The organism is Microbacterium sp. GQ128, from assembly GCF_059758615.1.
On sequence record NZ_JCAXDY010000006.1, the window covers coordinates 71,197 to 95,416 of the forward strand.

General features: G+C 69.2%; 28 protein-coding genes. 7 read left to right on the plus strand and 21 right to left on the minus strand.

What is annotated here, in order from left to right; translation table 11 throughout:
- Positions 1 to 26 precede the first annotated feature (26 nt).
- Positions 27 to 476 (minus strand): MarR family winged helix-turn-helix transcriptional regulator, encoded by a 450-nt coding sequence (locus AC6CHX_RS17875; RefSeq protein ID WP_498273912.1) that lies wholly within the window; start codon positions 474 to 476, stop codon positions 27 to 29.
- 63 nt (positions 477 to 539) lie between these two features.
- On the opposite strand from AC6CHX_RS17875, the gene AC6CHX_RS17880 reads away from it, so the two are divergent.
- Both AC6CHX_RS17880 and AC6CHX_RS17885 read left to right on the plus strand, forming a co-directional pair.
- Positions 540 to 908 carry a VOC family protein gene (locus tag AC6CHX_RS17880; RefSeq protein WP_498273913.1) on the plus strand — a complete coding sequence of 123 codons (369 nt, stop codon included), beginning with the start codon at positions 540 to 542 and terminating at the stop codon, positions 906 to 908.
- A gap of 103 nt (positions 909 to 1,011) precedes the next feature.
- A complete protein-coding gene (locus tag AC6CHX_RS17885; RefSeq protein WP_498273914.1) occupies positions 1,012 to 1,467 on the plus strand; it encodes a hypothetical protein in 456 nt (151 codons plus the stop codon).
- A 71-nt stretch (positions 1,468 to 1,538) separates the two neighbouring features.
- Here the strand turns inward: AC6CHX_RS17885 and AC6CHX_RS17890 are convergent, their stop codons facing one another.
- Together AC6CHX_RS17890 and AC6CHX_RS17895 are read right to left on the minus strand one after the other, a co-directional pair.
- Positions 1,539 to 1,907, minus strand: coding sequence for a sterol carrier family protein (locus AC6CHX_RS17890; protein WP_498273915.1), 369 nt, complete (start codon positions 1,905 to 1,907; stop codon positions 1,539 to 1,541).
- 3 nt (positions 1,908 to 1,910) lie between these two features.
- A complete protein-coding gene (locus tag AC6CHX_RS17895) occupies positions 1,911 to 2,375 on the minus strand; it encodes a hypothetical protein (protein WP_498273916.1) in 465 nt (154 codons plus the stop codon).
- Positions 2,376 to 2,445: 70 nt separating this feature from the next.
- Here AC6CHX_RS17895 and AC6CHX_RS17900 point away from each other — a divergent pair, with 70 nt between their 5' ends.
- The 3 genes from AC6CHX_RS17900 (at position 2,446) to purD (ending at position 5,155) form a co-directional block, all read left to right on the plus strand.
- The gene (locus AC6CHX_RS17900) at positions 2,446 to 2,979 is read left to right on the plus strand and encodes a GNAT family N-acetyltransferase (protein ID WP_498273917.1); all 534 of its coding nucleotides are present in this window, start codon (positions 2,446 to 2,448) and stop codon (positions 2,977 to 2,979) included.
- A gap of 88 nt (positions 2,980 to 3,067) precedes the next feature.
- On the plus strand, positions 3,068 to 3,742 hold the full coding sequence (locus AC6CHX_RS17905; protein WP_498273918.1) for an NUDIX hydrolase: 675 nt from the start codon (positions 3,068 to 3,070) through the stop codon (positions 3,740 to 3,742).
- Between the two features lie 135 nt (positions 3,743 to 3,877).
- On the plus strand, positions 3,878 to 5,155 hold the full coding sequence (gene purD / locus AC6CHX_RS17910; RefSeq protein ID WP_498273919.1) for a phosphoribosylamine--glycine ligase: 1,278 nt from the start codon (positions 3,878 to 3,880) through the stop codon (positions 5,153 to 5,155).
- 118 nt (positions 5,156 to 5,273) lie between these two features.
- On the opposite strand, the gene AC6CHX_RS17915 is transcribed toward purD, so the two are convergent.
- The 8 genes from AC6CHX_RS17915 to AC6CHX_RS17950 form a co-directional block, all read right to left on the minus strand.
- On the minus strand, positions 5,274 to 6,002 hold the full coding sequence (locus AC6CHX_RS17915) for an amino acid ABC transporter ATP-binding protein (RefSeq protein ID WP_136040817.1): 729 nt from the start codon (positions 6,000 to 6,002) through the stop codon (positions 5,274 to 5,276).
- Positions 5,999 to 7,477: an amino acid ABC transporter substrate-binding protein/permease gene (locus tag AC6CHX_RS17920; protein ID WP_498273920.1), complete on the minus strand. Its 1,479-nt coding sequence runs from the start codon at positions 7,475 to 7,477 to the stop codon at positions 5,999 to 6,001. The genes AC6CHX_RS17915 and AC6CHX_RS17920 overlap by 4 nt, the downstream gene beginning before the upstream one ends.
- Before the next feature lie 158 nt (positions 7,478 to 7,635).
- Positions 7,636 to 8,175, minus strand: a complete 540-nt coding sequence (locus AC6CHX_RS17925) for a GNAT family N-acetyltransferase (RefSeq protein WP_498273921.1) — start codon at positions 8,173 to 8,175, stop codon at positions 7,636 to 7,638.
- Positions 8,176 to 8,216: 41 nt separating this feature from the next.
- On the minus strand, positions 8,217 to 8,453 hold the full coding sequence (locus tag AC6CHX_RS17930; RefSeq protein WP_498273922.1) for a DUF2442 domain-containing protein: 237 nt from the start codon (positions 8,451 to 8,453) through the stop codon (positions 8,217 to 8,219).
- The gene (locus tag AC6CHX_RS17935; protein WP_498273923.1) at positions 8,434 to 8,670 is read right to left on the minus strand and encodes a DUF4160 domain-containing protein; all 237 of its coding nucleotides are present in this window, start codon (positions 8,668 to 8,670) and stop codon (positions 8,434 to 8,436) included. Before AC6CHX_RS17935 ends, AC6CHX_RS17930 begins: the two co-directional genes overlap by 20 nt.
- 110 nt (positions 8,671 to 8,780) lie before the next feature.
- Positions 8,781 to 10,256, minus strand: coding sequence for a DHA2 family efflux MFS transporter permease subunit (locus AC6CHX_RS17940; protein ID WP_498274125.1), 1,476 nt, complete (start codon positions 10,254 to 10,256; stop codon positions 8,781 to 8,783).
- Positions 10,257 to 10,348: 92 nt separating this feature from the next.
- Positions 10,349 to 10,975: a PadR family transcriptional regulator gene (locus tag AC6CHX_RS17945; RefSeq protein ID WP_136040808.1), complete on the minus strand. Its 627-nt coding sequence runs from the start codon at positions 10,973 to 10,975 to the stop codon at positions 10,349 to 10,351.
- A gap of 110 nt (positions 10,976 to 11,085) precedes the next feature.
- Positions 11,086 to 11,634, minus strand: a complete 549-nt coding sequence (locus AC6CHX_RS17950) for a GNAT family N-acetyltransferase (protein ID WP_498273924.1) — start codon at positions 11,632 to 11,634, stop codon at positions 11,086 to 11,088.
- Between the two features lie 90 nt (positions 11,635 to 11,724).
- Between AC6CHX_RS17950 and AC6CHX_RS17955 the strand changes: the two genes are divergently transcribed.
- Positions 11,725 to 12,603, plus strand: a complete 879-nt coding sequence (locus tag AC6CHX_RS17955) for a phosphoribosylaminoimidazolesuccinocarboxamide synthase (protein WP_136040806.1) — start codon at positions 11,725 to 11,727, stop codon at positions 12,601 to 12,603.
- Positions 12,604 to 12,607: 4 nt separating this feature from the next.
- Here the strand turns inward: AC6CHX_RS17955 and AC6CHX_RS17960 are convergent, their stop codons facing one another.
- A complete protein-coding gene (locus AC6CHX_RS17960; protein WP_136040805.1) occupies positions 12,608 to 13,006 on the minus strand; it encodes a type II toxin-antitoxin system VapC family toxin in 399 nt (132 codons plus the stop codon).
- The gene (locus tag AC6CHX_RS17965; protein WP_498273925.1) at positions 13,003 to 13,266 is read right to left on the minus strand and encodes a type II toxin-antitoxin system VapB family antitoxin; all 264 of its coding nucleotides are present in this window, start codon (positions 13,264 to 13,266) and stop codon (positions 13,003 to 13,005) included. The genes AC6CHX_RS17960 and AC6CHX_RS17965 overlap by 4 nt, the downstream gene beginning before the upstream one ends.
- 111 nt (positions 13,267 to 13,377) lie before the next feature.
- Between AC6CHX_RS17965 and AC6CHX_RS17970 the strand changes: the two genes are divergently transcribed.
- The gene (locus AC6CHX_RS17970; RefSeq protein WP_136040803.1) at positions 13,378 to 14,706 is read left to right on the plus strand and encodes a uracil-xanthine permease family protein; all 1,329 of its coding nucleotides are present in this window, start codon (positions 13,378 to 13,380) and stop codon (positions 14,704 to 14,706) included.
- A gap of 136 nt (positions 14,707 to 14,842) precedes the next feature.
- On the opposite strand, the gene AC6CHX_RS17975 is transcribed toward AC6CHX_RS17970, so the two are convergent.
- The 8 genes from AC6CHX_RS17975 to AC6CHX_RS18010 all read right to left on the minus strand — a co-directional run bounded on the left by AC6CHX_RS17975 (position 14,843) and on the right by AC6CHX_RS18010 (position 24,216).
- A complete protein-coding gene (locus AC6CHX_RS17975) occupies positions 14,843 to 16,483 on the minus strand; it encodes a 5-oxoprolinase subunit B/C family protein (RefSeq protein ID WP_498273926.1) in 1,641 nt (546 codons plus the stop codon).
- A gap of 22 nt (positions 16,484 to 16,505) precedes the next feature.
- On the minus strand, positions 16,506 to 17,273 hold the full coding sequence (locus tag AC6CHX_RS17980; RefSeq protein WP_498273927.1) for a LamB/YcsF family protein: 768 nt from the start codon (positions 17,271 to 17,273) through the stop codon (positions 16,506 to 16,508).
- A 4-nt stretch (positions 17,274 to 17,277) separates the two neighbouring features.
- Positions 17,278 to 17,949, minus strand: a complete 672-nt coding sequence (locus tag AC6CHX_RS17985; RefSeq protein ID WP_240744977.1) for a TetR/AcrR family transcriptional regulator — start codon at positions 17,947 to 17,949, stop codon at positions 17,278 to 17,280.
- A gap of 322 nt (positions 17,950 to 18,271) precedes the next feature.
- Entirely contained in the window at positions 18,272 to 19,267 is a 996-nt protein-coding gene (locus AC6CHX_RS17990; RefSeq protein WP_136040829.1) for a LacI family DNA-binding transcriptional regulator, read from the minus strand.
- Positions 19,268 to 19,384: 117 nt separating this feature from the next.
- The gene (locus tag AC6CHX_RS17995; RefSeq protein ID WP_498273928.1) at positions 19,385 to 20,815 is read right to left on the minus strand and encodes a GH1 family beta-glucosidase; all 1,431 of its coding nucleotides are present in this window, start codon (positions 20,813 to 20,815) and stop codon (positions 19,385 to 19,387) included.
- 5 nt (positions 20,816 to 20,820) lie between these two features.
- Positions 20,821 to 21,711 (minus strand): carbohydrate ABC transporter permease, encoded by an 891-nt coding sequence (locus AC6CHX_RS18000; RefSeq protein ID WP_136040799.1) that lies wholly within the window; start codon positions 21,709 to 21,711, stop codon positions 20,821 to 20,823.
- The gene (locus AC6CHX_RS18005) at positions 21,708 to 22,799 is read right to left on the minus strand and encodes a carbohydrate ABC transporter permease (protein ID WP_498273929.1); all 1,092 of its coding nucleotides are present in this window, start codon (positions 22,797 to 22,799) and stop codon (positions 21,708 to 21,710) included. The genes AC6CHX_RS18000 and AC6CHX_RS18005 overlap by 4 nt, the downstream gene beginning before the upstream one ends.
- Before the next feature lie 106 nt (positions 22,800 to 22,905).
- Positions 22,906 to 24,216: an ABC transporter substrate-binding protein gene (locus AC6CHX_RS18010; RefSeq protein ID WP_498273930.1), complete on the minus strand. Its 1,311-nt coding sequence runs from the start codon at positions 24,214 to 24,216 to the stop codon at positions 22,906 to 22,908.
- Between the last annotated feature and the right edge of the window lie 4 nt (positions 24,217 to 24,220).

Here is a 24,220-nt window from a genome sequence, read left to right on the forward strand (position 1 = left end):
GTGGCGTCCCGCCCTCGTGAGCCGGACTATTCCTCGTCGCGCAGGGAGCGGATCATGCTCCGCAGGATCTTCCGCGCGCCCGCCTGCTCGGTCTCGGTCATGCCCGACAGCATCCGGACCTCGACCGAGCGGACGGCCGCGGTCGCCTTCGCGAGACTCTGCCGGCCACGCTCGGTGAGGCGGGCGGGGAGTGCCTTCCCGACCGGCGGCTCGGCGGGCCTGGTCACGAAGCCGTCCCGCTCAAGGGTCTGGAGCAGCACGTTCATCGACTGACGGGTGACGAACGCGCCGCGCGCGAGCTCGGAGTTCGACAGTCCGGGGCGCTGGGAGAGGAGCTCCAGGCAGGAGTAGTGCGTGATGGTCATGCCGAGCGGGCGCAGCACCTCCTCCATCGCGGCGCGGAGAGCGCTGGACGCCTCCTTCAGCAGGTAGCCCAGCGACGTGTCGAGGTCGATGCCGGCGCGGTCTTGACTCATGTCAGTAGTCTGACATACGCTCATTCATGTCAGAAAACTGACACGAAATGAAGGACTCTCCTCATGCCCGTCACCGGCCCCGACTTCCTCTCCCTCCAGGCACGCGACCTCGCCGCCTCGCAGGCGTTCTACGAGAACTACCTCGGACTCGTCCGCTCGCCGGCGGGCCCCCCGCACGCCGTCGTGTTCCAGACGACGCCGATCGCGTTCGCGCTCCGGGACATCCCGCCGGGCACCGACCTGACCGACGTCGCGCAGCCGGGGATCGGCGCCGCGATCTGGCTGCACGCCACCGACGTCCAGGCGATCCACGATCGACTCGTCGCCGACGGGCACACCATCGTGGCCGACCCGATCGACGGCCCCTTCGGTCGCACCTTCACCTTCGCCGACCCCGACGGCTACCGGATCACCCTCCACGACCGGGCGTGACTCTCGCCCGCCCCCGGGGGCGTGGATGCCCGGCGGCATACAATCGCGGTGAGTGCGAAGCAGGGACCGTGGGCGCCGGCAGCGGCGCGAGGGAGGGGTCGGGATGTTCGGTTCGAAGAAGAAGAAGAAGCTCACGTTCAGCGACCTGATGGAGCAGCTCAGGCCCGATCTGAGTCGGGAAGCTCTCGGCGTCGGCCCCGCATTCCCGGGCGTCACCCCGAACCCCCTCCTGAGCGGTGAGGCACGCAAGCGCAATGCCGAGCTGCGCACAGGAACGCTCGCACTCGGTGTGCTCGTCGACTGGCGCGAGGTCAGCAGCGACGGCAGCCCCCGCGTGGTGCTGATGCTCGACGTGGAGACGACGGAGGGTCATTCGTTCCGCGGCATCGCAGACGAAGACCTCACGATCACCGAGCTCACCCGACTCGCCGCGGGACAGACCATGCCCGTGCGCTACCGGCCGACCGTCCTGGACCACTACGTCGCCCTCGCCCGTGACGCCGACCCCGGCCGCGTGCAGCAGCTGGCCGACGAGATCGCGCGCCGCAAGGGAGCCTGAGCCGAAGGCGCCGGGCGAGCGCTCACACGTCGTCGTCGGGCGGCCCGTGGTCGTCTCTGCGCGCGCTCACGCTAGGGACGCACCGGGAGCACGTCGCTGAGATCCGCGCGCGTGCCCGAGGCATGGATGCGGCCCGCCGTTGCGGCATCCGCCCAGGGCTCCGTGCCGGTGGCCACGGCGATCCACGTCGCGGCATCCATCTCGACGACGTTCGGCGGGGTGCCGCGCGTGTGGCGGGGGCCCTGGATCACCTGCACCGCGCCGAAGGGCGGCACCCGGACCTCGACGCTGTTTCCCGGAGCCTTCTCGTCGAGCAGCTGCAGCAGGTAGCGCACGGCCGTGGCGAGGTCGGTCCGCTGCGGCTTCGCGTCGGCGGCGTCGGCAGCACGAACGGCCTCCAGCGCCGCCCGCCCGTCGATGATGTCGATCTTCCTGGCCATCGTTCAGCTCTCTCCGACGACGAACACCGACCACGCCCCGACCGCGTCCCGCCCCAGCCCGTTGGCCGAGACCTCGGTCGCGGCATCCATGCCCATATCGATCCGCTGCGGCTCGCCGTCGCAGAGGAGATCGTCGGTGCGGATCGTCTGCGACGTCACGGAGCCGCCGGCATCCGATCCGCTCAGGGCGATGTCGGCGCTCATCGTCTCGGGACCGAAGCACGCGAACAGCACCGAGACGATCGCCGTCGGCTCATCGAACGCTACCGTGACCCCGCCCTCGCCGACGATGTCCGAGAGCGGGGACGCCAACCCGGCGAGCGTCGCGAGAGACCCGGCGACTTCACGGGAGTCCTGCGTCGCCATCCAGTCCTGCACGGCGTCGGGGTCGACCTCGGGCGTCGCGGAACATCCGGTGAGCACCGCCACCAGTACCGCGCCCAGCGCGAATCCCCGCCATCGCCTCATCCCGCGAGCCTACCTTCGGCACGGGTCGAGGTAGGCGACGCGCACTCCGTGGAACCGAGATCATGGAGGCATGAGCGTCACCCTTCGCCCCTGGACCCTCGCCGATGCCGAAGCTCTGCGACGGGCGTGGCAGACGGCGCCCGACCTCGCCCCGCAGTTCGGATCTGCCCAGCTCACCTCACCGGCGGCGGCGCGCGCCTACATCGACGAATCGCTGCTGTTCGAGGAGCGGGCAAGGAACTGGGCGATCGTGGAAGCCGGGGTCGCCGTCGGCAACGTGGCGGCGACCGCGATCGAGCTCCGCCACGAGACGGCCTGGATCTCGTACTGGCTCGCGCCCGCCGCCCGCGGCCGTGGACTCGCGACGGACGCCGTGCTCGCGGCGTCGGACTGGGCGTTCCGGAACGGGCTTCATCGACTCGAACTCGGCCATCGCGTGAACAATCCCGCATCGTGCCGCGTCGCGGCGGCATCCGGTTTCCGGGCGGAGGGCATCGAGCGCGAGAAACTGCGGTACGGCGCGGAGCGGTTCGACATCGAACTGCACGCGCGGCTGCGCAGCGACCCCGCCCCGGCTTCGTCGCTGTCCCTCACGATGTCGTGAACCACGCCGCTCGGCGGCATCGCTCGCCGCGCGCGGCTGGCCAGGACACGCGGGCCACGAGCGCCCGACGCGTCCTAAGCTCAGACGCATGAGCATGCATCCGCAGGGCGCCCGCGCCGAGCTGCTCGCGGCCGTCGCCGACCACTCCTGGGGCGTCCGGATCCCACCCCTCGCCGACCCGCACAACGCGCACGATGCCGCGGTGCTCATCCTGTTCGGGGTGCTGGACCGCACGCCCGCCCCCACGACCGACGCCGCCGTCGCCCGCGACCTCGACGTGCTGCTGCAACGGCGAGCGCCCACCCTCGCCTCCCACCCGGGACAGGTCTCGTTCCCCGGCGGCCGAGTGGAGCCCGGCGATGCCGATCTGGTCGCCACGGCGCTGCGCGAGGCCGAGGAGGAGACCGGGCTCGATCCGGCCGGCGTCGAGATCCTGGCGACGCTGCCCGTGATCCCGCTCGCTGCGAGCAACCACCTCGTCACACCGGTGCTCGCCTGGTGGCAGTCTCCGTCCAGGGTCGTGGCCGTCGACCATGCCGAGACGGTTGAGGTGTTCCGGGTTCCGGTCGCGCAGCTGCTCGACCCCGCAACCCGGTTCACCTCGACACTCACGCGGATGGGCCGTACCTTCCGCGGACCGGCGTTCGACGTCGACGGGACCATCGTGTGGGGCTTCACCGCGATGGTGCTCGATGCGCTGTTCGATGCGGCGGGCTGGACCGTTCCCTGGGACGCATCGACGGAGCGTGTGATCGAGCTCTGAGCCGGTCTGCGGCGCGGACTCTCGGCCGCTTCCCGTTCATAACTCCTCGAGAACGTGCCGATCGGGGAGTTTCTCCTGAGTTGTGAACGCGCCATGCGCCGAAACCCGGAGCGCGAGCCTCGGTAGTCTGGACGGGTGAAGATTCTCGTCCTCGGTTCCGGTGCCCGTGAGCACGCGATCATCCTCGCCCTGCGGGCCGAGCAGACGGAGCACGAGATCTTCGTCGCTCCCGGCAACGCCGGCATCGCGCAGGATGCGACCCCCGTCTCGGTCGATCCTCTCGACGGCGGAGCGGTCACCGCTTTCGCCCACGAGCACGCGATCGATCTGGTCGTCGTCGGGCCCGAAGCCCCCCTCGTCGCCGGAGTCGCCGACGCCCTTCGTGTGCGCGGCATCCCGGTGTTCGGACCGGGCAAGGCCGCAGCACAGCTCGAGGGCTCGAAGTCGTTCGCGAAGCGGGTGATGGATGCCGCCGGAGTACCGACCGGACGCGCTGTCCGCGCCGCCAGCACCACCGAGGTCGAGGCCGCATTCGACGATCTCGGCGCCCCGTATGTGGTCAAGGCCGACGGCCTCGCAGCCGGCAAGGGCGTCATCGTCACGTCCGATCGCGCCGAAGCCCTCGCCCACGCCCAGCAGTACCTCCCCGCCGGCCCGGTGCTCATCGAGGAGTTCCTCTCGGGCCCCGAGGTCTCCCTGTTCTTCCTGAGCGACGGCGACACCGTGCGCGCGCTCAGCCCCGCCCAGGACTTCAAGCGCGCACTCGACGGAGACGCCGGGCCCAACACGGGTGGCATGGGCGCCTACTCCCCGCTGCCCTGGCTCGCCGAGCAGTTCGGCAGCGAGAAGGCCTTCGTCGAAGAGGTCACCCGCGACGTGGCGCTCCCCGTGGTGCGCCAGCTCGACGCGGAGGGCACCCCGTTCATCGGTCTTCTCTACGCGGGCCTGATCCTGACCCCGGCGGGCGTGCGCGTGATCGAGTTCAACGCGCGCTTCGGCGACCCCGAGACGCAGATCGTGCTGCCCCGCCTGGTCACCCCGCTGTCGCAGCTGCTGTTCGCCGCAGCATCCGGCACCCTCGAGGACCAGCCGGAGCCCGAGTTCAGCGACGACGTGGCGATCACGGTCGTGCTGGCCAGCGAAGGCTACCCCGAGGCACCGCAGACCGGGCGCCCGATCGAGGGTCTGGCCGACGCCGCGGCCGTCGAGGGCGTCCGCCTCGTGCACGCCGCGACCGCGAGCCCGGATGCTCCCGGCGGATCACTGATCGCGACGGGCGGCCGTGTGCTGAACGTGGTGGCCGTGGCCTCCGACTTCCGCACCGCGCGCGACCGGGCGTATGAGGCGATCGCCCGCATCCGCCTCGACGGGTCGCACTACCGCACCGACATCGCCGCCCGCGTCGCGGATTAGCCGACCCACCCCTCCTGGTCGAACCACCCCTTTTTGATCGATCCGGCCCCTTGCGTACGTACGCAAGGGGCCGGATCGATCGAAGAGGGGCCGCTCGGCAAAGAGAAGCGCGGGAGGGTCAGAGCACCTTCGAGAGGAAGTCCTTCAGGCGCTCGTTCTTGGGGGCGCCGAAGAGCTCGGCGGGCGGGGCCTCTTCGACCACGACGCCTCCGTCCATGAAGACCGTGCGTCCGGAGACCTCGCGGGCGAAGCCCATCTCGTGCGTCACCAGCACCATCGTCATACCGCCCGAGGCCAGGTCGCGGATGACCTGCAGCACCTCGCCGACCATCTCGGGGTCGAGGGCGCTCGTCGCCTCGTCGAACAGCATGATCTCGGGGTCCATCGCCAGCGCACGGGCGATCGCCACGCGCTGCTTCTGACCACCGGAGAGGGATGCCGGCTTCGCGTCCGCCTTCTCCGACAGGCCCACGCGCTCCAGCAGCGCCAGCGCACGCTCGCGCGCCTGAGCCTTGGTCATCTTGCCGCACTCGACCGGTGCAAGGGTGATGTTCTCGAGCACGGTCATGTGCGGGAACAGGTTGAAGTGCTGGAACACCATGCCGATGCGCTGACGCACCTCGTCGAGCTTCACGCTCTTGTCCGTGAGGTCGACGCCGTCGATGATGACGTGCCCCGACGTCGGCTCCTCGAGCTTGTTGAGGCAGCGCAGCAGCGTGGACTTCCCCGACCCCGACGGACCGATGACCGCGACGACCTCGCCGTCTTCCACCGCCAGGTCGATGCCCTTGAGCACCTCGTTGTCGCCGAACGACTTGTGCAGGTTCTGCACCACGATCTTGCTCATGCGTTGAACGTCCTCTCCAGGCGGTTCGCGAGCAGCGTCAGCAGCGTGATCACGATGAAGTAGATGATGGCGACGATCGTCAGCACCTGGGCCGACAGATAGGTCGAGGCGATGATCTGGCGCGACACGAACGTCAGCTCCGCGAGGCCGATGACGCTGATCAGCGACGTGTCCTTGAGGGTGATGATGCCCTGGTTCACGAACGACGGGATCATGATGCGGAACGCCTGCGGGAGCACGACCTTCTGCATCGTCTTCCAGTGGCTGAGACCCAGCGAACGCGAGGCCTCGTTCTGACCGGGATCGACGGCCTGGATGCCGCCGCGGATGATCTCGGTCATGTACGCACCCGTGTTGAGCGAGAGCGTGATCGCACCGGCGACGAACGGATCGAACTTCAGATCGGGGATCAGCTGCGGGATCGCGAAGAACACGAAGAACGCCTGGATGAGGATCGGGGTACCGCGGAAGATGTAGACGTACGCGGTGGAGATCCAGCGCAGGGGAGCGAACTTCGCGAGCCGGCCGAACCCGAAGATGATGCCGAGGATGAACGCGGCCACGATCGCGACGATCGTCGCGAGGATCGTGAGCCAGAGCCCCTGCATGAGCGCGGGCCAGTACTCGACGGCCACCGAGATGATGTCGGTCGGCTGCGCGGACTCCTCGCCGCCGGACAGGTAGGTGTCGACGATCTCGTCGTACTCGCCGGAGGCCTTCAGGTTCGCGAGACCCTCGTTGAACATCTCGATCAGCTCGGGGTTCTCGCCCTTGTTGACCGCGAAGCCGTACTCGCCGCCCAGCTCGGGCTGGCCGATCAGACGGAAGCCGGAGCCCTGCTGGATGCCGTAGGCCAGCACCGGGAAGTCCTCGAAGTAGCCGACGGCCTGGCCTGCCTTCACGGCGTCCACCATGTCGGTCGTGTCCTGGTACGGAGTGACCTTGAAGCCGTACTCGTCCTTGTTCTCTTCGGCGAAGGTCTGACCCTGCGTGCCGGTCTTGACGGCGACGGCCTTGCCGTCGAGGTCGTCGAGGGACTGGATGTCGCTCTCCTCGAGCACGCCGAGCTGGATGCCGCTGGTGAAGTAGGGCTCGCTGAAGTCGAACGTCTCCTGCCGCGCCTCGGTGATCGACATGCCGGCCATGACGGCGTCGACCTGGTTCGACTGCAGCGCCTGCACGGCGGCGTCGAATCCGAGCTGGCGGATCTCGACCTCGAAGCCCTGATCCTTCGCGATCGCACGGAGCAGGTCCATGTCGATGCCGACGAGGTCGCCGTTCGCATTCGTGAACTCGAACGGGGCGAACGTCGTGTCGGTGCCGATGACGTACTTCTCGCCGTCATCGGCGGCGGTGGCCGGGGCGGCGCCGGCGAGCAGCGCTCCCACGGCGACGAAGGCGACGATTACGGCCGCACCGGCGCGGCGCACAGATCGGCGCAGGCGGCCGGTCGCGGCGGATGGATTTCGGATCACGACGTGTGCTCCTCGGGATCGGATGATGCGACCGGACGATCGCCGAGCATCCACCTTAGTCGCCACGCCGCGCGCGCCCACGCCCGCGGCCGGACTCCGCAGCCGCGAAAAGGGTGTGCGGGCGGGTGACCGAAGACCTCCGCGTCGCGTCCGGCGACTCAGGCGGGCGACAGCTCGATCCAGTACTGCCGCACGCGCGGCTGCCCCGGCTCCGAGGCGTCGATCACGCCCTCGAGCTCCCCGCCGGCGCCCTCGATCGTGCGGATGGAGCCGAGGTTGTCGTCGTCGCAGGTGAGCATCACGCGGCCGTAGCCTTCGGACTTCGCGAAGCGGAGCACGAGGCGGAGGGCCTCGCGCACGATTCCCTCCCGGCGCCGCGACGGGATCGTCGAGTAGCCGATGTGGCCGCCGAAGCGACGCAACCATTCGTTGAGCTCACGCCGGAACGCGATGAACCCGACGACGCGGTCGCCCTCGGTGATCCAGAAGAAGTCGCACGGCACGTGCCCCTCGGGCAGCACCGCACCCGGAGTGGCGTACAGCTCCGCCTTCTCGACGAACGCTTCGCATGCCGCCCGGTCGGGCACGAACCCCTGCTCGTAACCGCCGCCGTCGATGTGTGCGCTGTCGAACTCGGCCACGGCCGCGGCCCAGGAGTCGAAGAGGTCGATGGTCGGTCGAGCGAGTGCGATCGTCATCGCCCGATGACATCACATTCCACGATACCCCGCAAAGCGCGTCAGCGGCCTCGGAGCAGCGCGGCGATGGAGAGGTCTTCGTCCAGCTGCCGCCAGTGGATACCCTCCCCCGCGCCGATCAGGCGCCAGTCCGCTCGCTCATCGGCGCTCGCGTCGACAAGGCGCGGGAACCAGTCGAGAGGAACACTGATGGTGCGTCCGTCCTTCATGTGCACGTGCAGCTCGCGCTCGTCGATCAGGACTCCGGTCGCGACAGCGTCATCCACAGAAGTGCTCATGCCACGCCTCCTCGATCAGATCTCGTCGGTACTCGACCAACCGTCGAAGCACCCGCAGCTCACGGTCATCGAACCTCGTCTTCGCCGCCGATTCTACCGGCCGCAGCCAGAACTTGGCGGTGAACTCCGCTCGTTCGACGTGCACATGCGGGGGCTCCGACCCCTCGTTGGTGTAGAAGAAGAATCGGTATCCGCGCACTCGCATGACCGTCGGCACGGAGTGACGGTAGCGCTGACGCCGAAGCAATCCGGAGCCGGACAGCAATCGGGTCCGGGAGGTGCGGAAGTCGCACCGCTCGGACCCGGTCGTGGAGGGAGAGTGCTCGACTACTCCGACTGCGCGGTCGACGGAGCCGCGGCATCCGCCTTGTCGTAGCGACCGAGGAACAGCGAGGCGATGAGCGCGATCACCATGACGCAGGCCGGCAGCAGGATAGCCTGCGACATGCCCGCCGCGAAACCGTCGGCCACCTGCGGAGGCAGCGTTCCCCCGGTCGAGATACCGGCCGGCGCATCGGCGAGACCGGGCAGGTTCGCCTCGAGGCGGGACTGCATGAACGCGGCGATGGATGCCGAGCCGATGACCGAGCCGATCGTCCTGGTGGTGTTGTAGATGCCGGCACCGGCACCCGCCTGGCGCGGCGGGAGCTTGCGCGTCGCGGTGGTGGCGAGAGGGCCCCACATGCCGGCGTTGCCGATGCCCATAAGAGCCGAGGGCAGCAGGAACATCAAGATCGGGGTGTCCATGTTGATCAGCGCCGAGTACCAGACGAGCGCGCCGGCGACACAGAGCAGACCGGGGATCAGGATGATGCGCGGATCCACGCGGTCGAGGATCTTGCCGGCGACCGGAGCGAGCACACCCGAGAGCACGGCCATCGGGATCATCAGCAGCGCCGCCTCGGTCGGGGTGAGCCCACGCGCCGACTGCAGGAAGAACATCATCGGCAGCGACATGCTCGTCACCGTGAAGCCGACCGCGGCGATGGCGACGTTCGCTCCGGAGAAGTTGCGGTCGCGGAACAGCTCGAGCGGAACCAGCGGCTCGCTGCGGGTCTTGGCCTGCTGCACGATGAACAGCCCGAGCACGACGAGGCCCGTGATGATCAGTGCCCACACCGAGATGGGACCCCAGATCACGCCCCAGTCGTACTTCTCGCCCTCCTGCAGTCCGAAGACGATCAGGAACAGTGCCACGGCGCTGAGCACGACGCCCACGATGTCGAAGCGGTGCGGGTGGGTGGCGAGCTTCGGGACCAGACGCCAGGCGAGCACGAACGCGACGATGCCGACCGGGATGTTCACGAAGAAGATCCACTCCCAGCCGAAGCCGTCGACGAGCAGGCCGCCCACGAGCGGACCGACGAGCGTGGCGACACCGGCCGTCGCACCCCAGAGACCCATGGCGGCGCCGCGGCGCTCGGGCGGGAAGGTCCGGGTGATCACGGCCATGGTCTGCGGGGTCATGAACGCCGCTCCGAGACCCTGCACCGCGCGGGCGACGATCAGTCCCTCGAGCGAGTTCGACAGTCCGCACCACAGCGAGGCGAGCGTGAAGATCGCGAGGCCGATCAGGTAGATGTTCTTCGGGCCGAAGCGGTCGCCGAGGCGTCCGGTGATCAGCAGGGGCACCGCGTAGGCGAGCAGGTAGGCGCTCGTGACCCACACGACGTTGTCGAGGTTGTTCGTGTCGGGGTCGAGCGCGGCCTTGATGGCCGGGTTCGCGACCGACACGATCGTGGTGTCGACGAGGATCATGAAGAAGCCGATGACCAGGGCCCAGAGGGCGGGCCAGGGGCTCATGGGCTTGTGCCCGACGGAGTAGGTGCCGGTCGAAGGACCGGACGTGGCGGGCGCGGACACCGGTGGGCGGTCTCCGTCGCGAGGAGTGTCTGTCATTGCTGTGCAGCCTTTCGCTGAGCGCGGTAGCGGTCTGAGTTCGGGAATGCCGTGGGACCCCACGGCAGGACTTGAGCCTCGAGGCGGTCGAGGAGGGAGTCGAGCCAGCGGAGCTCTGCGTCCAGCAGGGCCTCCTGCCGTTCGATCTCGACGAGCACCTGTTCGGGCACGTTCTTCTGCCGGGCCTTCGCGAGGCCGTCGAGGTGTCTGGCGTGGTCCTCGACGAGCGCCGCACGCCTCGCACGCAGGAGATCCAGGACCTCCGGACGCTCGAGATTGTGCGCCTCGGCGAGCGCGACGCGGAAGTCGGCCGGGCGATCGATGCGCGGCAGCTCGCGCTGCACCCACGCGACGACCGCATCGCGCCCGGCATCCGTCAGGGCGTAGGTCGTGCGCTCCGGACGGTTGCCGTCGCGATCGATGCCGAGCTCATCGATCAGCCCGGCGCGGTGGAGCCGGGAGACCGTGTGGTACAGCGTCCCGTTGGTGATCGTGAGCAGTCGGTCGTCGTGCCTGGCGCGCATCAGACGCACCATCTCGTACGGGTGCATGTCGCCCTCGCGCAGCAGCGCGAGCACCATCACCCCCATCGGGGTGAGCCGATCGACGGCATCCTTCTTCATATCGCCCCTCAAATAGTCCATGTGGACTATACGCCCCGCGGCGGACAGCGACAAGACCGAACCCCGAGCGGCCGGTCGGTCGGTGGTCAGCCGGCCGATCGGTCAGCCGATCAGCCGAGGGCAGCCGCGAGCTGCATCGGGGTGAGCGGTCGATCCGCGTACACGAGCCGCATCACCGCGGGATCGGGGTTGCCGACATCCGGTGCCCGATGCACGAGCTCGAGGCCCAGCTTCTCCGCGACGTGCGCCGACGCCCGGTTGTGCTCCACGAGATAGGCGATCACGGGGCGAGCGGGTGCGATGATGCGCGCCTGCTCGATGCCGGCGCGTGCCAGCTCGGTCGCGTACCCGTGTCCGTGATGGTCGGCGGCGATCCGGTAGCCGACGTTCCACACCTCATCGCGGAGCAGCGTGCACCCACCGTTTCCGATGACCTCCCCCGTGTCACGCAGACGCGCGACCCAGGATCCGAGTCCCGCCAGCTCCCAGCTGCGCTCCCAGCGCTCCATCATCTCGAGGGTCGTCGCGGGGTCGGTGTGTCGAAGACTCGGAAAGTGCGTCCACACCCGCGGATCGTTCTGGATCGCGAAGACCGCATCGAGGTCGGACGGGGTCGACCGCGAAAGGCGGAGCCGGTCGGTGAAGATGTCAGCAGTCACCCCTCAACGCTAGACAACCGCTCCGACACCGGGCGGCGCGACCCACGACCGACGGCGTTCGCGGTCGGACGGAACCGGGATAATGGGCGGGTGAGCACTCCTTCAGAAGGCACGGCACAGAGCATCCCCGGCTGGCGGCACATCTACTCGGGCAAGGTCCGCGACCTGTACGCCTCGGAGGATCCGGCGGACACGCGCATCCTGGTCGTGGCCTCCGACCGCGTGAGCGCCTTCGACTTCGTGCTCTCCCCCGGCATCACCGGCAAGGGCGCGCTCTTGACGCGGCTGAGCCGCTGGTGGTTCGCACAGCTCTCCGACTTCCCCAATCACATCGCCGAGGGCGAGCTGCCCGACGAGGTGGCCGATCACGCCATGCTCGCGCAGTCACTCGAGATGCTGCCGATCGAATGCGTGGTGCGCGGATACATCACCGGTTCCGGCTGGGCCGAGTACCAGGAGAACGGCACCGTGTGCGGCATCCCGCTGCCCGCGGGCCTGCAGAACGGCGACCGTCTGCCGGAGCCCCTGTTCACGCCGGCCTACAAGGCGCCGATGGGCGAGCACGACGAGAACATCACTTTCGAGCGCACCGTCGAGCTGGTCGGCGCCGAGCGCGCGGCCGAGCTGCGCGACACCTCGCTCGCGATCTACGCCCGCGCCGCCGCGATCGCCGAGGAGAAGGGTCTGATCCTCGCCGACACCAAGTTCGAGTTCGGGACGGATGCCGAAGGCACCCTGCGCCTGGCCGACGAGGTGCTCACCAGCGACTCCTCGCGGTACTGGGATGCCGAGGCCTGGCGCACCGGCAGCACCCCGAGCGCACGCATGGCGAGCTTCGACAAGCAGATCGTGCGCGACTGGATGGCCGCGAACTGGGACAAGCAGGGGGAGCCGCCCGCACTCCCCGACGACGTGGTCGAGCGCACCGCCGACCGCTACCGCGAACTGATCGACCGCCTCGGCGCCTGAGTCGTCAGGCGAGCTCCACCCGACGCACGTCGGTGTGGATGAAGTCGTCGCCCTTGAAGAGCAGCGGTTCGTCGCGACTGATCGCGAGCGCGTAGGAGAAGCAGTCGCCGTAGTTCAGGCGAGCTGGGCTCCCGGAACCCCGCCCGTACGCAGCATGCCCACGACTTGCACTCCTGGCCTGCGTTTCATCGACCGGGATCACGCCGACGCCTCCTTCACGGAGGAGCCGGTCCACCTTCTCCACGCCGGGCTCACCCAGCCGCCGGCGCATCACGATATGCGACTCGAGCAGCGTCGCCGCCGAGATCACCGGATCCGCCTCCTCCGCCAACAGGCGCTGGAACAGAACTCCGTCGGGTTCACTCGTCAGGATCGCGACGATCACGGATGAGTCGAGGATCATCGAGGAAGGCCCATCTCGTCATACATCTCGTCCATGATCTCCTCAAAGCTCGGCCCGATGACCGGTAGCTTCCGCGCTTCCTCCACCACAGCGGCGATCGCCGCACGCTTGCGCTCTATCTCCGCCTCACGCGTCTCCTCCAGCTCGGCGAGACGCCGCCGCACCGCATCCTCCACCGCACTCGTCTGACTCTGACCGGTCAACGCCGCGAGTCGGCGCACGAGCTCGTGCGTCGTCTCGTTCTTGATGTTGAGGCTCATGTCTACCATTCTACCGTCGCGTCTACCATGGTAGAAGCGCTCAGGGAAAACTCAGGAATCGATAGTGTTGCTCCAGCACTCCCGCCATCCCCCGAACCCTGAGGAGCCCGCATGGCCCTGTGGAAGCTGCACGGAAACGGCCGCACGGTCGAGCCCGGCGCCGTCGTCCGTCCCGACGAGCGCCTGAACTGGCCCGCCACGATCGCGATCGGACTCCAGCACGTCGTCGCGATGTTCGGCGCGACCTTCCTGGTGCCGATCATCACCGGCTTCCCGGTCGCCACGACCCTGCTGTTCAGCGGCGTGGGCACGATCCTGTTCCTCCTCGTCACGCGCAACAAGCTGCCCAGTTACCTGGGCTCGTCGTTCGCGTTCATCGCACCGGTCACCGCCGCCACCGCCTCCGCGAACATGGGCACCGCCCTGGCCGGCATCGTCGCGGTCGGTGTGCTGCTCGCCATCATCGGCGTCGTGGTGCACACAGTCGGCGTGAAGTGGGTCGACCGCTTCCTGCCTCCGGTCCTCGCAGGGACGATCGTCGCCCTCATCGGATTCAACCTCGCGGGCGCCGCGCACAACAACTACGCCGCAGCCCCCGTGACCGCGACGTTCACGCTCGCCATCACGATCCTCTTCGCCGTCGTGTTCCGCGGCTTCCTCGGACGCATCTCGATCTTCCTCGGCGTGATCGCGGGATACATCTTCGCGGCGTTCCGCGGCGAACTGGACTTCTCGGCCGTGGAGAAGGCCGACTGGGTCGGCCTTCCCACCTTCCACTTCCCGAACTTCACCGAGCCCGGGACCCTCACGGCACTCGCGATGTTCCTCCCGGTCGTGCTCGTGCTGATCGCCGAGAACGTCGGACACGTGCGCGGCGTCGCGACCATGACCGGCGACGCGAGCGTGAACCAGCAGACCGGAAAGGCGCTGATCGCCGACGGCGTCTCGACCACCCTGGCCGGCTTCTTCGGCGGTTCGGGCACCACGACCTACGGCGAGAACATCGGCGTGATGGCTTCCACCCGCGTGTACTCGACGGCCGCCTACTGGGTCGCTGGAGCCGCCGCGATCCTGCTCAGCCTCTCGCCCAAGTTCGGCGAGGTCATCAACTCCGTGCCGGCCGGTGTGCTCGGCGGCGTGACCACTGCGCTGTACGGCCTCATCGGCGTCATCGGCATCAAGATCTGGGTCGACAACCGCGTCGACTTCTCGCGCCCGGTCAACCAGTACACGGCAGCCGTGGCGCTGATCATGGCGGTCGGCGGCTTCATGATCAAGGACGAGGCATCCGGCTTCGAGCTCGGCGGCATCGTCATCGCCACGGTCGCGGCGATCCTCATCTACCACCTGGGCAACCTGATCGCCCGCCTGCGCAAGACCGGCGCCGACGACCCGAAGCCGCTCGAGGCGGTCGGCCCGCTCGGCGGCGACCCCGCCTGAGCCGTCCCGCAGCGTCGGGTGCCACACCCGTCGCCGTCACAACTCCTCAGAAACCGGCCCGCACGGCTCTGTACGGCGGTATCACTTCGGATCGGTGCAGTTGTCTGCGGAGTTGTGAACCGTCCGACGGCGGGACTCAGCCGTCGGACGGCACCCGGAGAGCGAATCGAAGGCGCACGCCCGGCGGCAGCTGACCGGCGAGGTCGAGGCTGCGGTCGGTCAGGGCGCCGACGATCGGGTATCCGCCGGTGAGCGGGTGGTCGGCGAGGAAGAGCACCGGCTGCCCGTCGGGCGGCACCTGGATCGCACCGGTGACCGCACCCTCGCTGGGCAGCTCGCCGTCGACGGAACGCTCCAGCGGCACCTCGCCATGGAGGCGGATGCCGACCCGGTCGGAGCGCGGCGTGACCGTCCACTCCTGGGTCGTGAGCACCTCGAGGGCACGGGTCGTGAACCAGTCGTCACGAGGGCCGAGCGTGATGTCGAGCTCGACGAGGTCGCCGGAGGCCGGGAGGTCGCGGGGCACGGCCCCGGGCTCGACCAGGTTCGGGGCGGCATCGCCGATCGCGATCGCCGCACCGGCGGTGAGCGGCTCCGGGCCGAGTTCCGCGAGGGTGTCGGCCGCGCGACTGCCCAGCGCGGGCGGCGCATCGACTCCGCCGCGAACCCCGATGACGTACCGCAGACCGCGGTCCGGATGGCCGAGGGTCAGCTCGTCGCCGTCGGTCGTGGCGAAGGGCTCTCCGTGCAGGACCGGACGGACGAACCCCTCGGCTCCGCTCAGGGTGAGCGCGCCGATAGCCCCGGTGACCACCGCGACGCCGGCCCCGTGGAACCGGAGAACCGCTCCGCCGACACTCTCGAGCACGGCAGCCGTGGGGGCGTTCCCCACGGCGCGGTTCGCATCCCGCATCGCGCGCCGGTCGGCGACTCCGGATGCCGAGACCCCGAGCGCCGCGTAACCCGGACGCCCGACATCCTGCACCAGGAGCTGCAGCGACGGCCGGATGACCTCGACCGCGGATGCCGCGCCCGCGGATGCCGCGCCGAATCCCGGACCATCCGCTTCCGCGTCGGCGAGTCGCTCGACGGCGCGCCGGGCGTCCGCCGGATCATCTCCGTTTCGGTCCGGCTGAGCCGCACCCGGCTGAGCCGCGGCCACAGGAGCATCCGCCCGCACCCGCTCGAACCGCACCGCCGTCCCCGGAGACAGGAGCGCCGGCGGGTCGCGGTCGATGTCCCACATCACGGCATCCGTGCGGCCGATCAGCTGCCACCCACCGGGGCTCTCGCGCGGATAGACACCCGTGAACGCCCCGGCGAGTGCCACCGACCCGGCAGGCACACGTGTGCGCGGAGACGAGCGGCGCGGCACGTCGAAGAGCGGATCGTCGCTCACCAGGTAGCCGAAGCCGGGGGCGAACCCGGCGAAAGCGACCCGCCAGTCCGCGGCGAGATGCCGGTTCACGAGCTCCTCCGCCGGGACACCGAGCAGCGATGCCGCCTCGTCGAGGTCCTCACCGTCGTAGCTCACGGGGATCACGACCTCCCCGGTGCCCGGGAGGGATGCGGCATCGACTCGGGTCGCCGCCAACGTCTGCGCGAGATCGGCGGCCGATACCCGCAGCGGGTCGAAGCGCACGAGCACGGTGCGGGCACCGGGGATGCGCTCGACGATCCCGGGCACGCCCTCCCACGCCCGGTTCAGCCGCATCGCCTCGTCGAGGTCGTCCGCCTCGACGAGCAGTGCGTGATCGGATGCCGTGAGGATGCGCATCAGCCGACCTGCGCCGGCTGTGTCATCGGGTGCCCGCGAACGGGGCGATCGTGATGCCCGCGTCCTGCAGCATCCGCTTGGTCCGGGCCGCCATCGCCACCGAGCCGGGACTGTCGCCGTGCACGCAGATCGACTGCGCCGTCACCGGCACGTCGGAGCCGTCGATCGCCCGGATCACGCCGTCGGCCGCGAGGCGCACCATGCGCTCCGCCACCACGGCGGGGTCGTGCAGCACCGCCCCCGCCTCGGTGCGCGGCACGAGCTGCCCGTCGGGTTGATAGGCCCGGTCTGCGAAGGCCTCAGCGGCGACCGCCAGCCCGGCCCGCTCGGCGACATCGAGCACGACACCCCCGGCGAGCCCGAGCAGCACCAGGCTCGGGTCGATCGCGCGGATCGCCGCGATCACGTCCTTCGACTGCCGCTCGTCGCGGGCGATGGTGTTGTAGAGCGCCCCGTGCGGCTTGACGTAGGTGACCGTGCCACCGACCGCGGCGGCGAGCGCCATGAGGGCCCCGAGCTGATACTCGACATGCGCCTGGAGCGTGGCCGAGTCGATGTCCACCCTGGTGCGGCCGAAGTTCTCGTAGTCGCGGTAGCCGGGGTGCGCACCGATCACGACACCGCCCTCGACGGCGGAGGCGAGCGTCTTGCGGATCCCCTCCGGGCTGCCCGCGTGGAATCCGCACGACACGTTCGCGCTCGTGACCAGGCACAGCATGCTCGCGTCGTCGCTGACGATCCGGTCGGCGACGTTCTCGCCGAGGTCCGAGTTCAGGTCGATCGACGTCATGCGATCACGCCTGCCGCCCCGAACCCAGCGCGGCCGTCGCGCGCGGGCGTGGTTCGCCGTCCCGGAGCGGAACCGGCGGCGCGATGGGTGTCGTCGGCTCGGGCAGTCCGTACCGGCGATGCACCCAACGCCGGGCGTCCTCGAGCGGATAGGTATCGCCGAACACGGCGAACTTCACGAAGACGCCCTCGAGCGTGCTGCGAAGCATGACCTCTTCCAAGGCGGGGTCTTCGGCGCCGCGGGCGCGGAACAGCTGGCGCACGGCATCCTCCGCCGCAGTGGCGCGCGCTTCATGGCGAGCTTCCGATTCGGCGAACAGTCGATGTGTGGCGGGCTGCTGCTGCATCGCCAGCACCGCCCGCTGCAGCGGGATCGCGTAGGCGGTGGCCGTGAGGGCTCCGTCGATCACGGCCGCGAGCATCTCGTCCGGGGTGCCTTCCACGCGCGCGAAGCTGAGCACCGTCTCGAACCATCGGTCGATGACGGCCGCGACGAGCTGCTCCTTGCCGCCGAAGTGGTAGTTGACCAGGCCCTGCGCGACGCCCGCCCGCTTCGTGATCGCGGCGATGCTCGCGCCGGTGACGCCGCGTTCGCTGAAGACCTCGATCGCGGCCTCCAGGATGTTCTCCCTGGCGCGCTGACGGGCCAGTCGGTTCTGCTCGTCGGAGCGTGCCACGCGGCATCCACCTCCTGAGTTCAGCCGGTCCGTTTTCCCGAATGCGCCCCCTGCCGTATAGATTACTCACTGAACGTCCGTTCAACCTATGAATGGATGCGATCTTCGGCTGACCAGATCAGCCGAGCACAACTTCGGAGATCCGGGGCGACACGCCGCGGCATCCGTGCCTTCCACCGGCGGTTCGCCGCCGATCTCCGAAGTTGTGCTGCAAAGACGCACGGGTGCGTCCCTGGCCAGGAGGGGGCGTCAGGGGCGCGCCCGTGTTTCCTCCCGGCTCCGGATGAGACGCCCGGGCCGAGTCGCACCGGCGAAGACCGACTCAGGCCGAGGCGCGGACCACGAGCTCGGTAGGCAGGATGGTGGTCTGCGGCGGATCCTCCCCCGCGAGACGCGACAGCAGCACGCGGGCCATGGTCTCACCCTGCGCGTACATCGGCTGCCGCATCGTCGTGAGCTGCGGATCGGTCGTGAGCGCGACCGAGGAATCGTCGAAGCCGACGAGGGCGATGTCCTCCGGGACGCGCACACCGGTGGCACGCAGCGCGGTCAGCGCACCCCGCGCCATCAGGTCGCTGGCCACGAAGATCGCATCGGGTCGACCGGCGGCGAGGATGCGCCGCACGGCATCCGCACCGCTGGCCTCGCTGTAGTCGCCCTCCTCCTCGGCGAACGGCGTCAGCCCGGCATCCGCCAGCGCCGCACGGAAGCCCTGGATGCGGTCGCCGGAGGAGACCATCGTCAGCGGGCCCGAGATCGTCGCGATGCGTGTGCGCCCGATGTCGATCAGCCGACGGGTCGCCGCGCGGGCGCCCGCGACGTTGTCGACGTCGACCACGTAGTCGCCCTCGAGCCGACGCACCGGCCGACCGCCGTAGACCACCGGCACGGCATCCGCGACCCGGTCGATGAACGCGTCGCTGGTGTGATGCGACACGATCAGCGCGCCGTCGACGCCGCCGTTGCGCACGAAGCCGGTCATCTTGTCGCCCGGGTCGTCACTCGCGATGAGCAGGTTGAGCAGGTAGTCGGAACCGCCGAGCGCACCCGTGATGCCGGCGACGATCGCGGCGAAGAACGGGTCGCCGAAGAAGCGGTTCGTGTCTTCGGGGACGATCAGGGCGATCGCGTGCGTCTGCCGCGAGGCGAGCGAGCGCGCCGCACGGTTGGGAACGTAGTTCAACTCATCGATCGCGGCACGAACCGCGGCGAGCGCCTCCGGGCTCACCGCCGTCGACCCGTTCACGACCCGCGACACGGTCGACCGGGAGACACCGGCGGCCGCGGCCACCTCTTCGATGGTCGCTCGTGGCGACATCAACGTACGCACTCTTCCATCGCCCTATTCTCACTGACGTCCCGCGTCGAATCGCGCAAGTGGTCCCATCCCGGCCCCGGATGGGACCATTCCCGCGATTCGAGAGACGGACGGGGGCTACAGCGACCGAGCCGCGATGATGCGGGCGTACTCGCGGGCGGAGTCCTTGAGGCTCCGCTCCTGGGTGTCGTAGTCGACGCGCACGATGCCGAAGCGCTTGTCGTAGCCCCAGGCCCATTCGTAGTTGTCGAACATCGACCAGTAGAAGTAGCCCCGCACGTCGACGCCCGACTCCGCGGCATCGAGCACCGCACCGAGGTGCAGGCGCAGGAACTCCGTGCGATCGGCGTCGTGCACGCGCGTCTCGCCGTCCTCGACCACCACGACGTCGTCATAGGCGGCACCGTTCTCGGTCATGTACAGCACGGTTCCCGCGGGCTCGGCGTATTCGCTCCAGACCCGCTGCAGCACCCGGGTGAGGCCCTCGGGCTGCACTTCCCAGTTCTGCGCCGTGCGCGGCAGCCCGCGCTCGACCGAGTGGATGCCGTCGCTGGACGGGTAGGGGCTGCGGACGGGGCGCTCGGTGGCGGGCCCTCCGGACACCGGCGCCTGGGCCGGAGCCGTGCCCGACAGGAAGTCGCCGTGGTAGTAGTTCACGCCCTGCGTGTCGATGTGCTGGGAGATGGTCTCGAGGTCGCCGTCGTGGACCGCGGCCTCGAACTGTGCGACGGCGTCGGCATCCACCGCGCGGATGTCCTCGACGATGTCGGCCGGGTAGCTGCCGCGATAGATCGGGTCGAGGAACCAGCGGTTGAACTGCCCGTCCACGCGGCGGGCGGCATCGACGTCGGCCGGGTTCTGCGGGTCGGCGGGGTCGGCGACCGTGTGGTTCAGGGTGATGCCGAGGTTCAGCGAGGCGTCGCGGCCGCGCAGCTCCTGCACCGTCCTGCCGTGCGCGAGCAGCAGGTGGTGCGAGGCGAGCAGCCCCTCGGCGACGCTGGTGTGCCCCGGCGCGTGCTCACCACCGGTGTAGGAGAGGAAGGAGGAGCACCACGGCTCGTTGAGCGTCGTCCACACGTTGACCCGGTCGCCGAGCGCGTCGTGCATGGTGCCGGCGTACTCGAGGAACCGGTCGACCGTGTCGCGGTTCGTCCAGCCACCGGCATCCTGCAGCGCCTGCGGCATGTCCCAGTGGTACAGCGTCAGCCAGGGCAGGATGTCGGCGGCGAGCAGCTCGTCGACCAGGCGCTCGTAGAAGTCCACGCCCGCCGGGTTCACGGCGCCGCCGTCCGGTCGCACCCGCGACCACGACGTCGAGAAACGGTACGTCTGCAGGCCGAGCTCGGTCATCAGGGCGACGTCGTCGCGGTACCGGTGATAGTGGTCGCAGGCCACGTCGCCGTTGTCGCCGCCGATCACGGCACCGGGAACGCGGGCGAACGTATCCCAGATGGATGCCGTGCGTCCGTCCTCGAACGCCGCCCCCTCGATCTGGTACGCCGCCGTTGCGGCGCCGAAGAGGAAGTTCTCGGGGAAGGAGGGGGTCATAGGGGTCATCCTTTCACCGCGCCCGCCATGATGCCACTGACCAGCTGCCGACCCGCGACCACGAAGAGCACGAGCAGCGGAAGGGTCGCGAGCACCGCACCGGCGAGCACGATCGAGTAGTCGATGTAGTAGCCCGACTGCAGCTGGCTGAGCGCCGTCTGCAGCGTGGGGTTCTGCGGGGAGAGCACGATCAGCGGCCACAGGTAGTCGGTCCACGCCGTCATGAAGGTGAAGAGTCCGAGGATGGCCATGGCCGGTCGAGCCGCGGGCAGCCCGACGGTCAGGAACGTGCGGAACTGGTTCGCGCCGTCCATGCGCGCCGCCTCGATCAGCTCGTCGGGGATGACGTCGACGAGGTACTGCCGCATGAAGAACACCCCGAATGCGGTGACGAGGGTCGGCACGATCACCGCGCCGATCGAGCCGGTCCAGCCGAGCTCGCGCATCAGCATGAACAGGGGGATGATGCCCAGCTGCGTCGGGATCGCCATCGTCGCGATCACGAAGACCATCAGTCCGTCGCGTCCCTTGAACTTCAGCTTCGCGAACGCGTAGCCCGCGAGGGTGGAGAACGTGACGACCGAGATCGTGATGATGCCCGAGATCAGGAATGAGTTGCCGAGGGCGAGCCAGAACGGGATGGCGTCGAACACCTTGGCCGCGTTGGCGAAGAAGTTGCCCCCGGGGATCAGCGGCAGCGTCTCTCCGCGGGTGGCGTTCGTGCCGCTGGCGACCACGACCGACCACCACAGCGGATACACGCTGCCGATGATGAAGGCCGCGAGGAGCCCGTAGGTGAGGAAGCCCGGGCGGCTGCCGATGCCAGCGGTGCCTCCCGCTGCGCTGCGCCGACGGCGGATCTTCTCGGGCACGCTGAGTGCCTGGGTGGCGGTCATCGCGCGTTCTCCTCGGTGGTGGTGGCGATCGTCGTTCCCGCGGCGGCGGTGGCGGCCGTCCTGTCGGCGGTGCGGGCGCGCCGGCGGGCGGCACGGTTCTTCGGCCCGTCGCCGGTGGAGATGCGCCGGGAGATCAGGAAGTTGATCACGCCGATCCCGACGATCAGCAGGAACAGCAGGATGGCGACCGCGGAGGCCTCACCGAGGTCGCGGCGGAAGAACGCGAGCTCCCACAGGAACAGCACCGTTGTCTGGAACTGTCGATCGCTGCCGCCGATGCCGCCGGCCGTCGAGACGTCGAACAGGCGCGGCTCGGCGAAGATCTGCAGGCCGCCGATCGTCGCGGTGATGATCACGAAGATCAGGGTCGGACGGATCGTCGGGATCGTGATCGAGAAGAACCGACGGGCGGCGCCTGCCCCGTCGAGGGCGGCCGACTCGTAGAGATCGCGCGGCACGGCCTGCATGGCGGCGAGGAGGATCAGGGCGTTGTACCCGGTCCAGCGGAAGTTCACCATGACGGCGATCGCGATGTGCGACAGGGCGGTGTTGTGCTTCCACTCCTGGTCGGCGATGCCGATGAGGTTGAGCAGGTTGTTGGCCAGGCCGTCGGCCTCGTTGAAGATGCTCGAGAAGATGATGGCGACCGCGACAGGGGTGACGACGAACGGGATCAGCACGCTCATCCGCCAGAAGGTCGGGGCGCGGAGCCCCCGGTCGAGGAGATAGGCGATCACGAGCGCGACGGACAGCTGCGGGATCGCGGAGAGCAGGAAGATGCTCAGGGTGTTGCCGATGGAGTTCCAGAACATGGCGTCGCCGAGGATCTCGACGAAGTTGCCGACGCCGACGAAGTCGCCCTCGCCCTTGAGCAGGTCCCATTCGTGCACGGCGACCCACACCGTGTAGAGCAGCGGGAACAGGCCGACCAGCCCGAACAGCAGGAAGAACGGCGAGATGTAGAAGTACGGGGAGGCGTTCTGGTCGAACCGCGAGACGCGGTGGCGCCAGGAGCGCTTCGGCGGAGCATCCGTCTTGTGGGCGGATGCCGCGGCCTGCTGCTCCGCGGGCGGGGCGGTGAGAGTCATGGAGGGGTCCTTGTCCCGGGGTTCCGAGGATTCCCGTCGCAGTCTCCGTCGGAACGCACGTGCGATACCGACGGAGACTGCGACGGGAGGGTGAGGTCGACCGGTGTCAGTCGACGAGCTCGTTCAGGAGCTTGATCGCCTGGCCCCAGGAACCCTGCGTGTCGGTCTCGCCGCGGTCGAGGCTGCTGAGGGCCGGGCCGAACACGTTCTCCTGGATGACCGAGTCGTCGGCGCCCTTGAACTGGGCGACGACGCCCTTGGCACGCTCCGCGAGGATCGCACCGGTCGGAGCATCGTTGAAGAACTCGTTCGGCGTCGCGTCGGCGGCCAGCGTCTCCTGCGCCTTGATCGTGGAGGGGAAGTTGCCCGCGGCGGCGGACTGCTTGACCTGCTGCTCGGGCTGCGTCAGCCAGTCGGCGAGCTCGGCGGCCGCCTCCTTGTGCTGCGAGGACTCCGGGATCGACAGGAACGCGCCACCCCAGTTGGCTGCGCCGCCGGGGAACACGTCGGCGAAGTCCCAGCCGGTGGAGGCGTCTCCGCCGCCGGCCTCGACCTGACCCTGCACGACACCGAGCATCCAGCCCGGGCACACGAAGGTCGCGAAGGTGCCGTCGACGAACGACTTGCCGCCGTTCCAGTCCCACGCCGTCTGGGCAGCCGACTGGCCGCCCTCGGTCGCCGCACCCAGCAGCTCGAAGCGCTCCTTGAGCTCGGCGTTGTCCTCGACGTTCAGCTCGCCGTCGGTGGTGTAGTAGCCCTCGTCGAGCTGGTTGACCATGGCGTTCCAGACGAAGCCGGAGTGGTCGTACCAGGCCTTCCCGGTCTTGGCCGTGTAGTCGGCGCCGACCTGGAAGTAGTTCTCCCAGTCGCCGTTCAGCAGCTCGGCGACGGACTCGCGGTCGCTGGGGAGGCCGGCTGCCTCGAACGCGGCGCCGTTGTAGCAGATGCCGCTCGGGCCGATGTCGGTGCCGTAGCCGATGACGCGGCCTTCGGCATCCGTCGCCTGTCCGTACTTCCAGTCGACCCAGTCGGCCTTGCGGTCTTCGATGCCGTAGTCGCGCAGGTCGACGAAGGTGTCGGACACGTCCATGACGGCGCCGAGCCAGCCCTCCTCGATCGCGACGACGTCGCTGAGGCCGGAGCCGGCGGCGATCTTGGTGAAGGCATCGGTGCGGGCATTGCCGCCGGTGTCGATGTTGGTCGCCTCGATCTTCACGTTCGGGTGCGCCTTCTCATACTCCTTGTAGAGGTCGTCGTAGCCGAAGGTGCCGAACGTGGTGACGGTGAGCGTCACCTCTTCGTCGGCGCTGCCTTCGTCGGCACCGCCGGCGTTACCGGCACAGCCGGCGAGGGCGAGGGCGGAGACGGATGCCACGGCGGCGATCGCGAGGATCCGGTGGCGGGCACGTGTGTTCACGGTT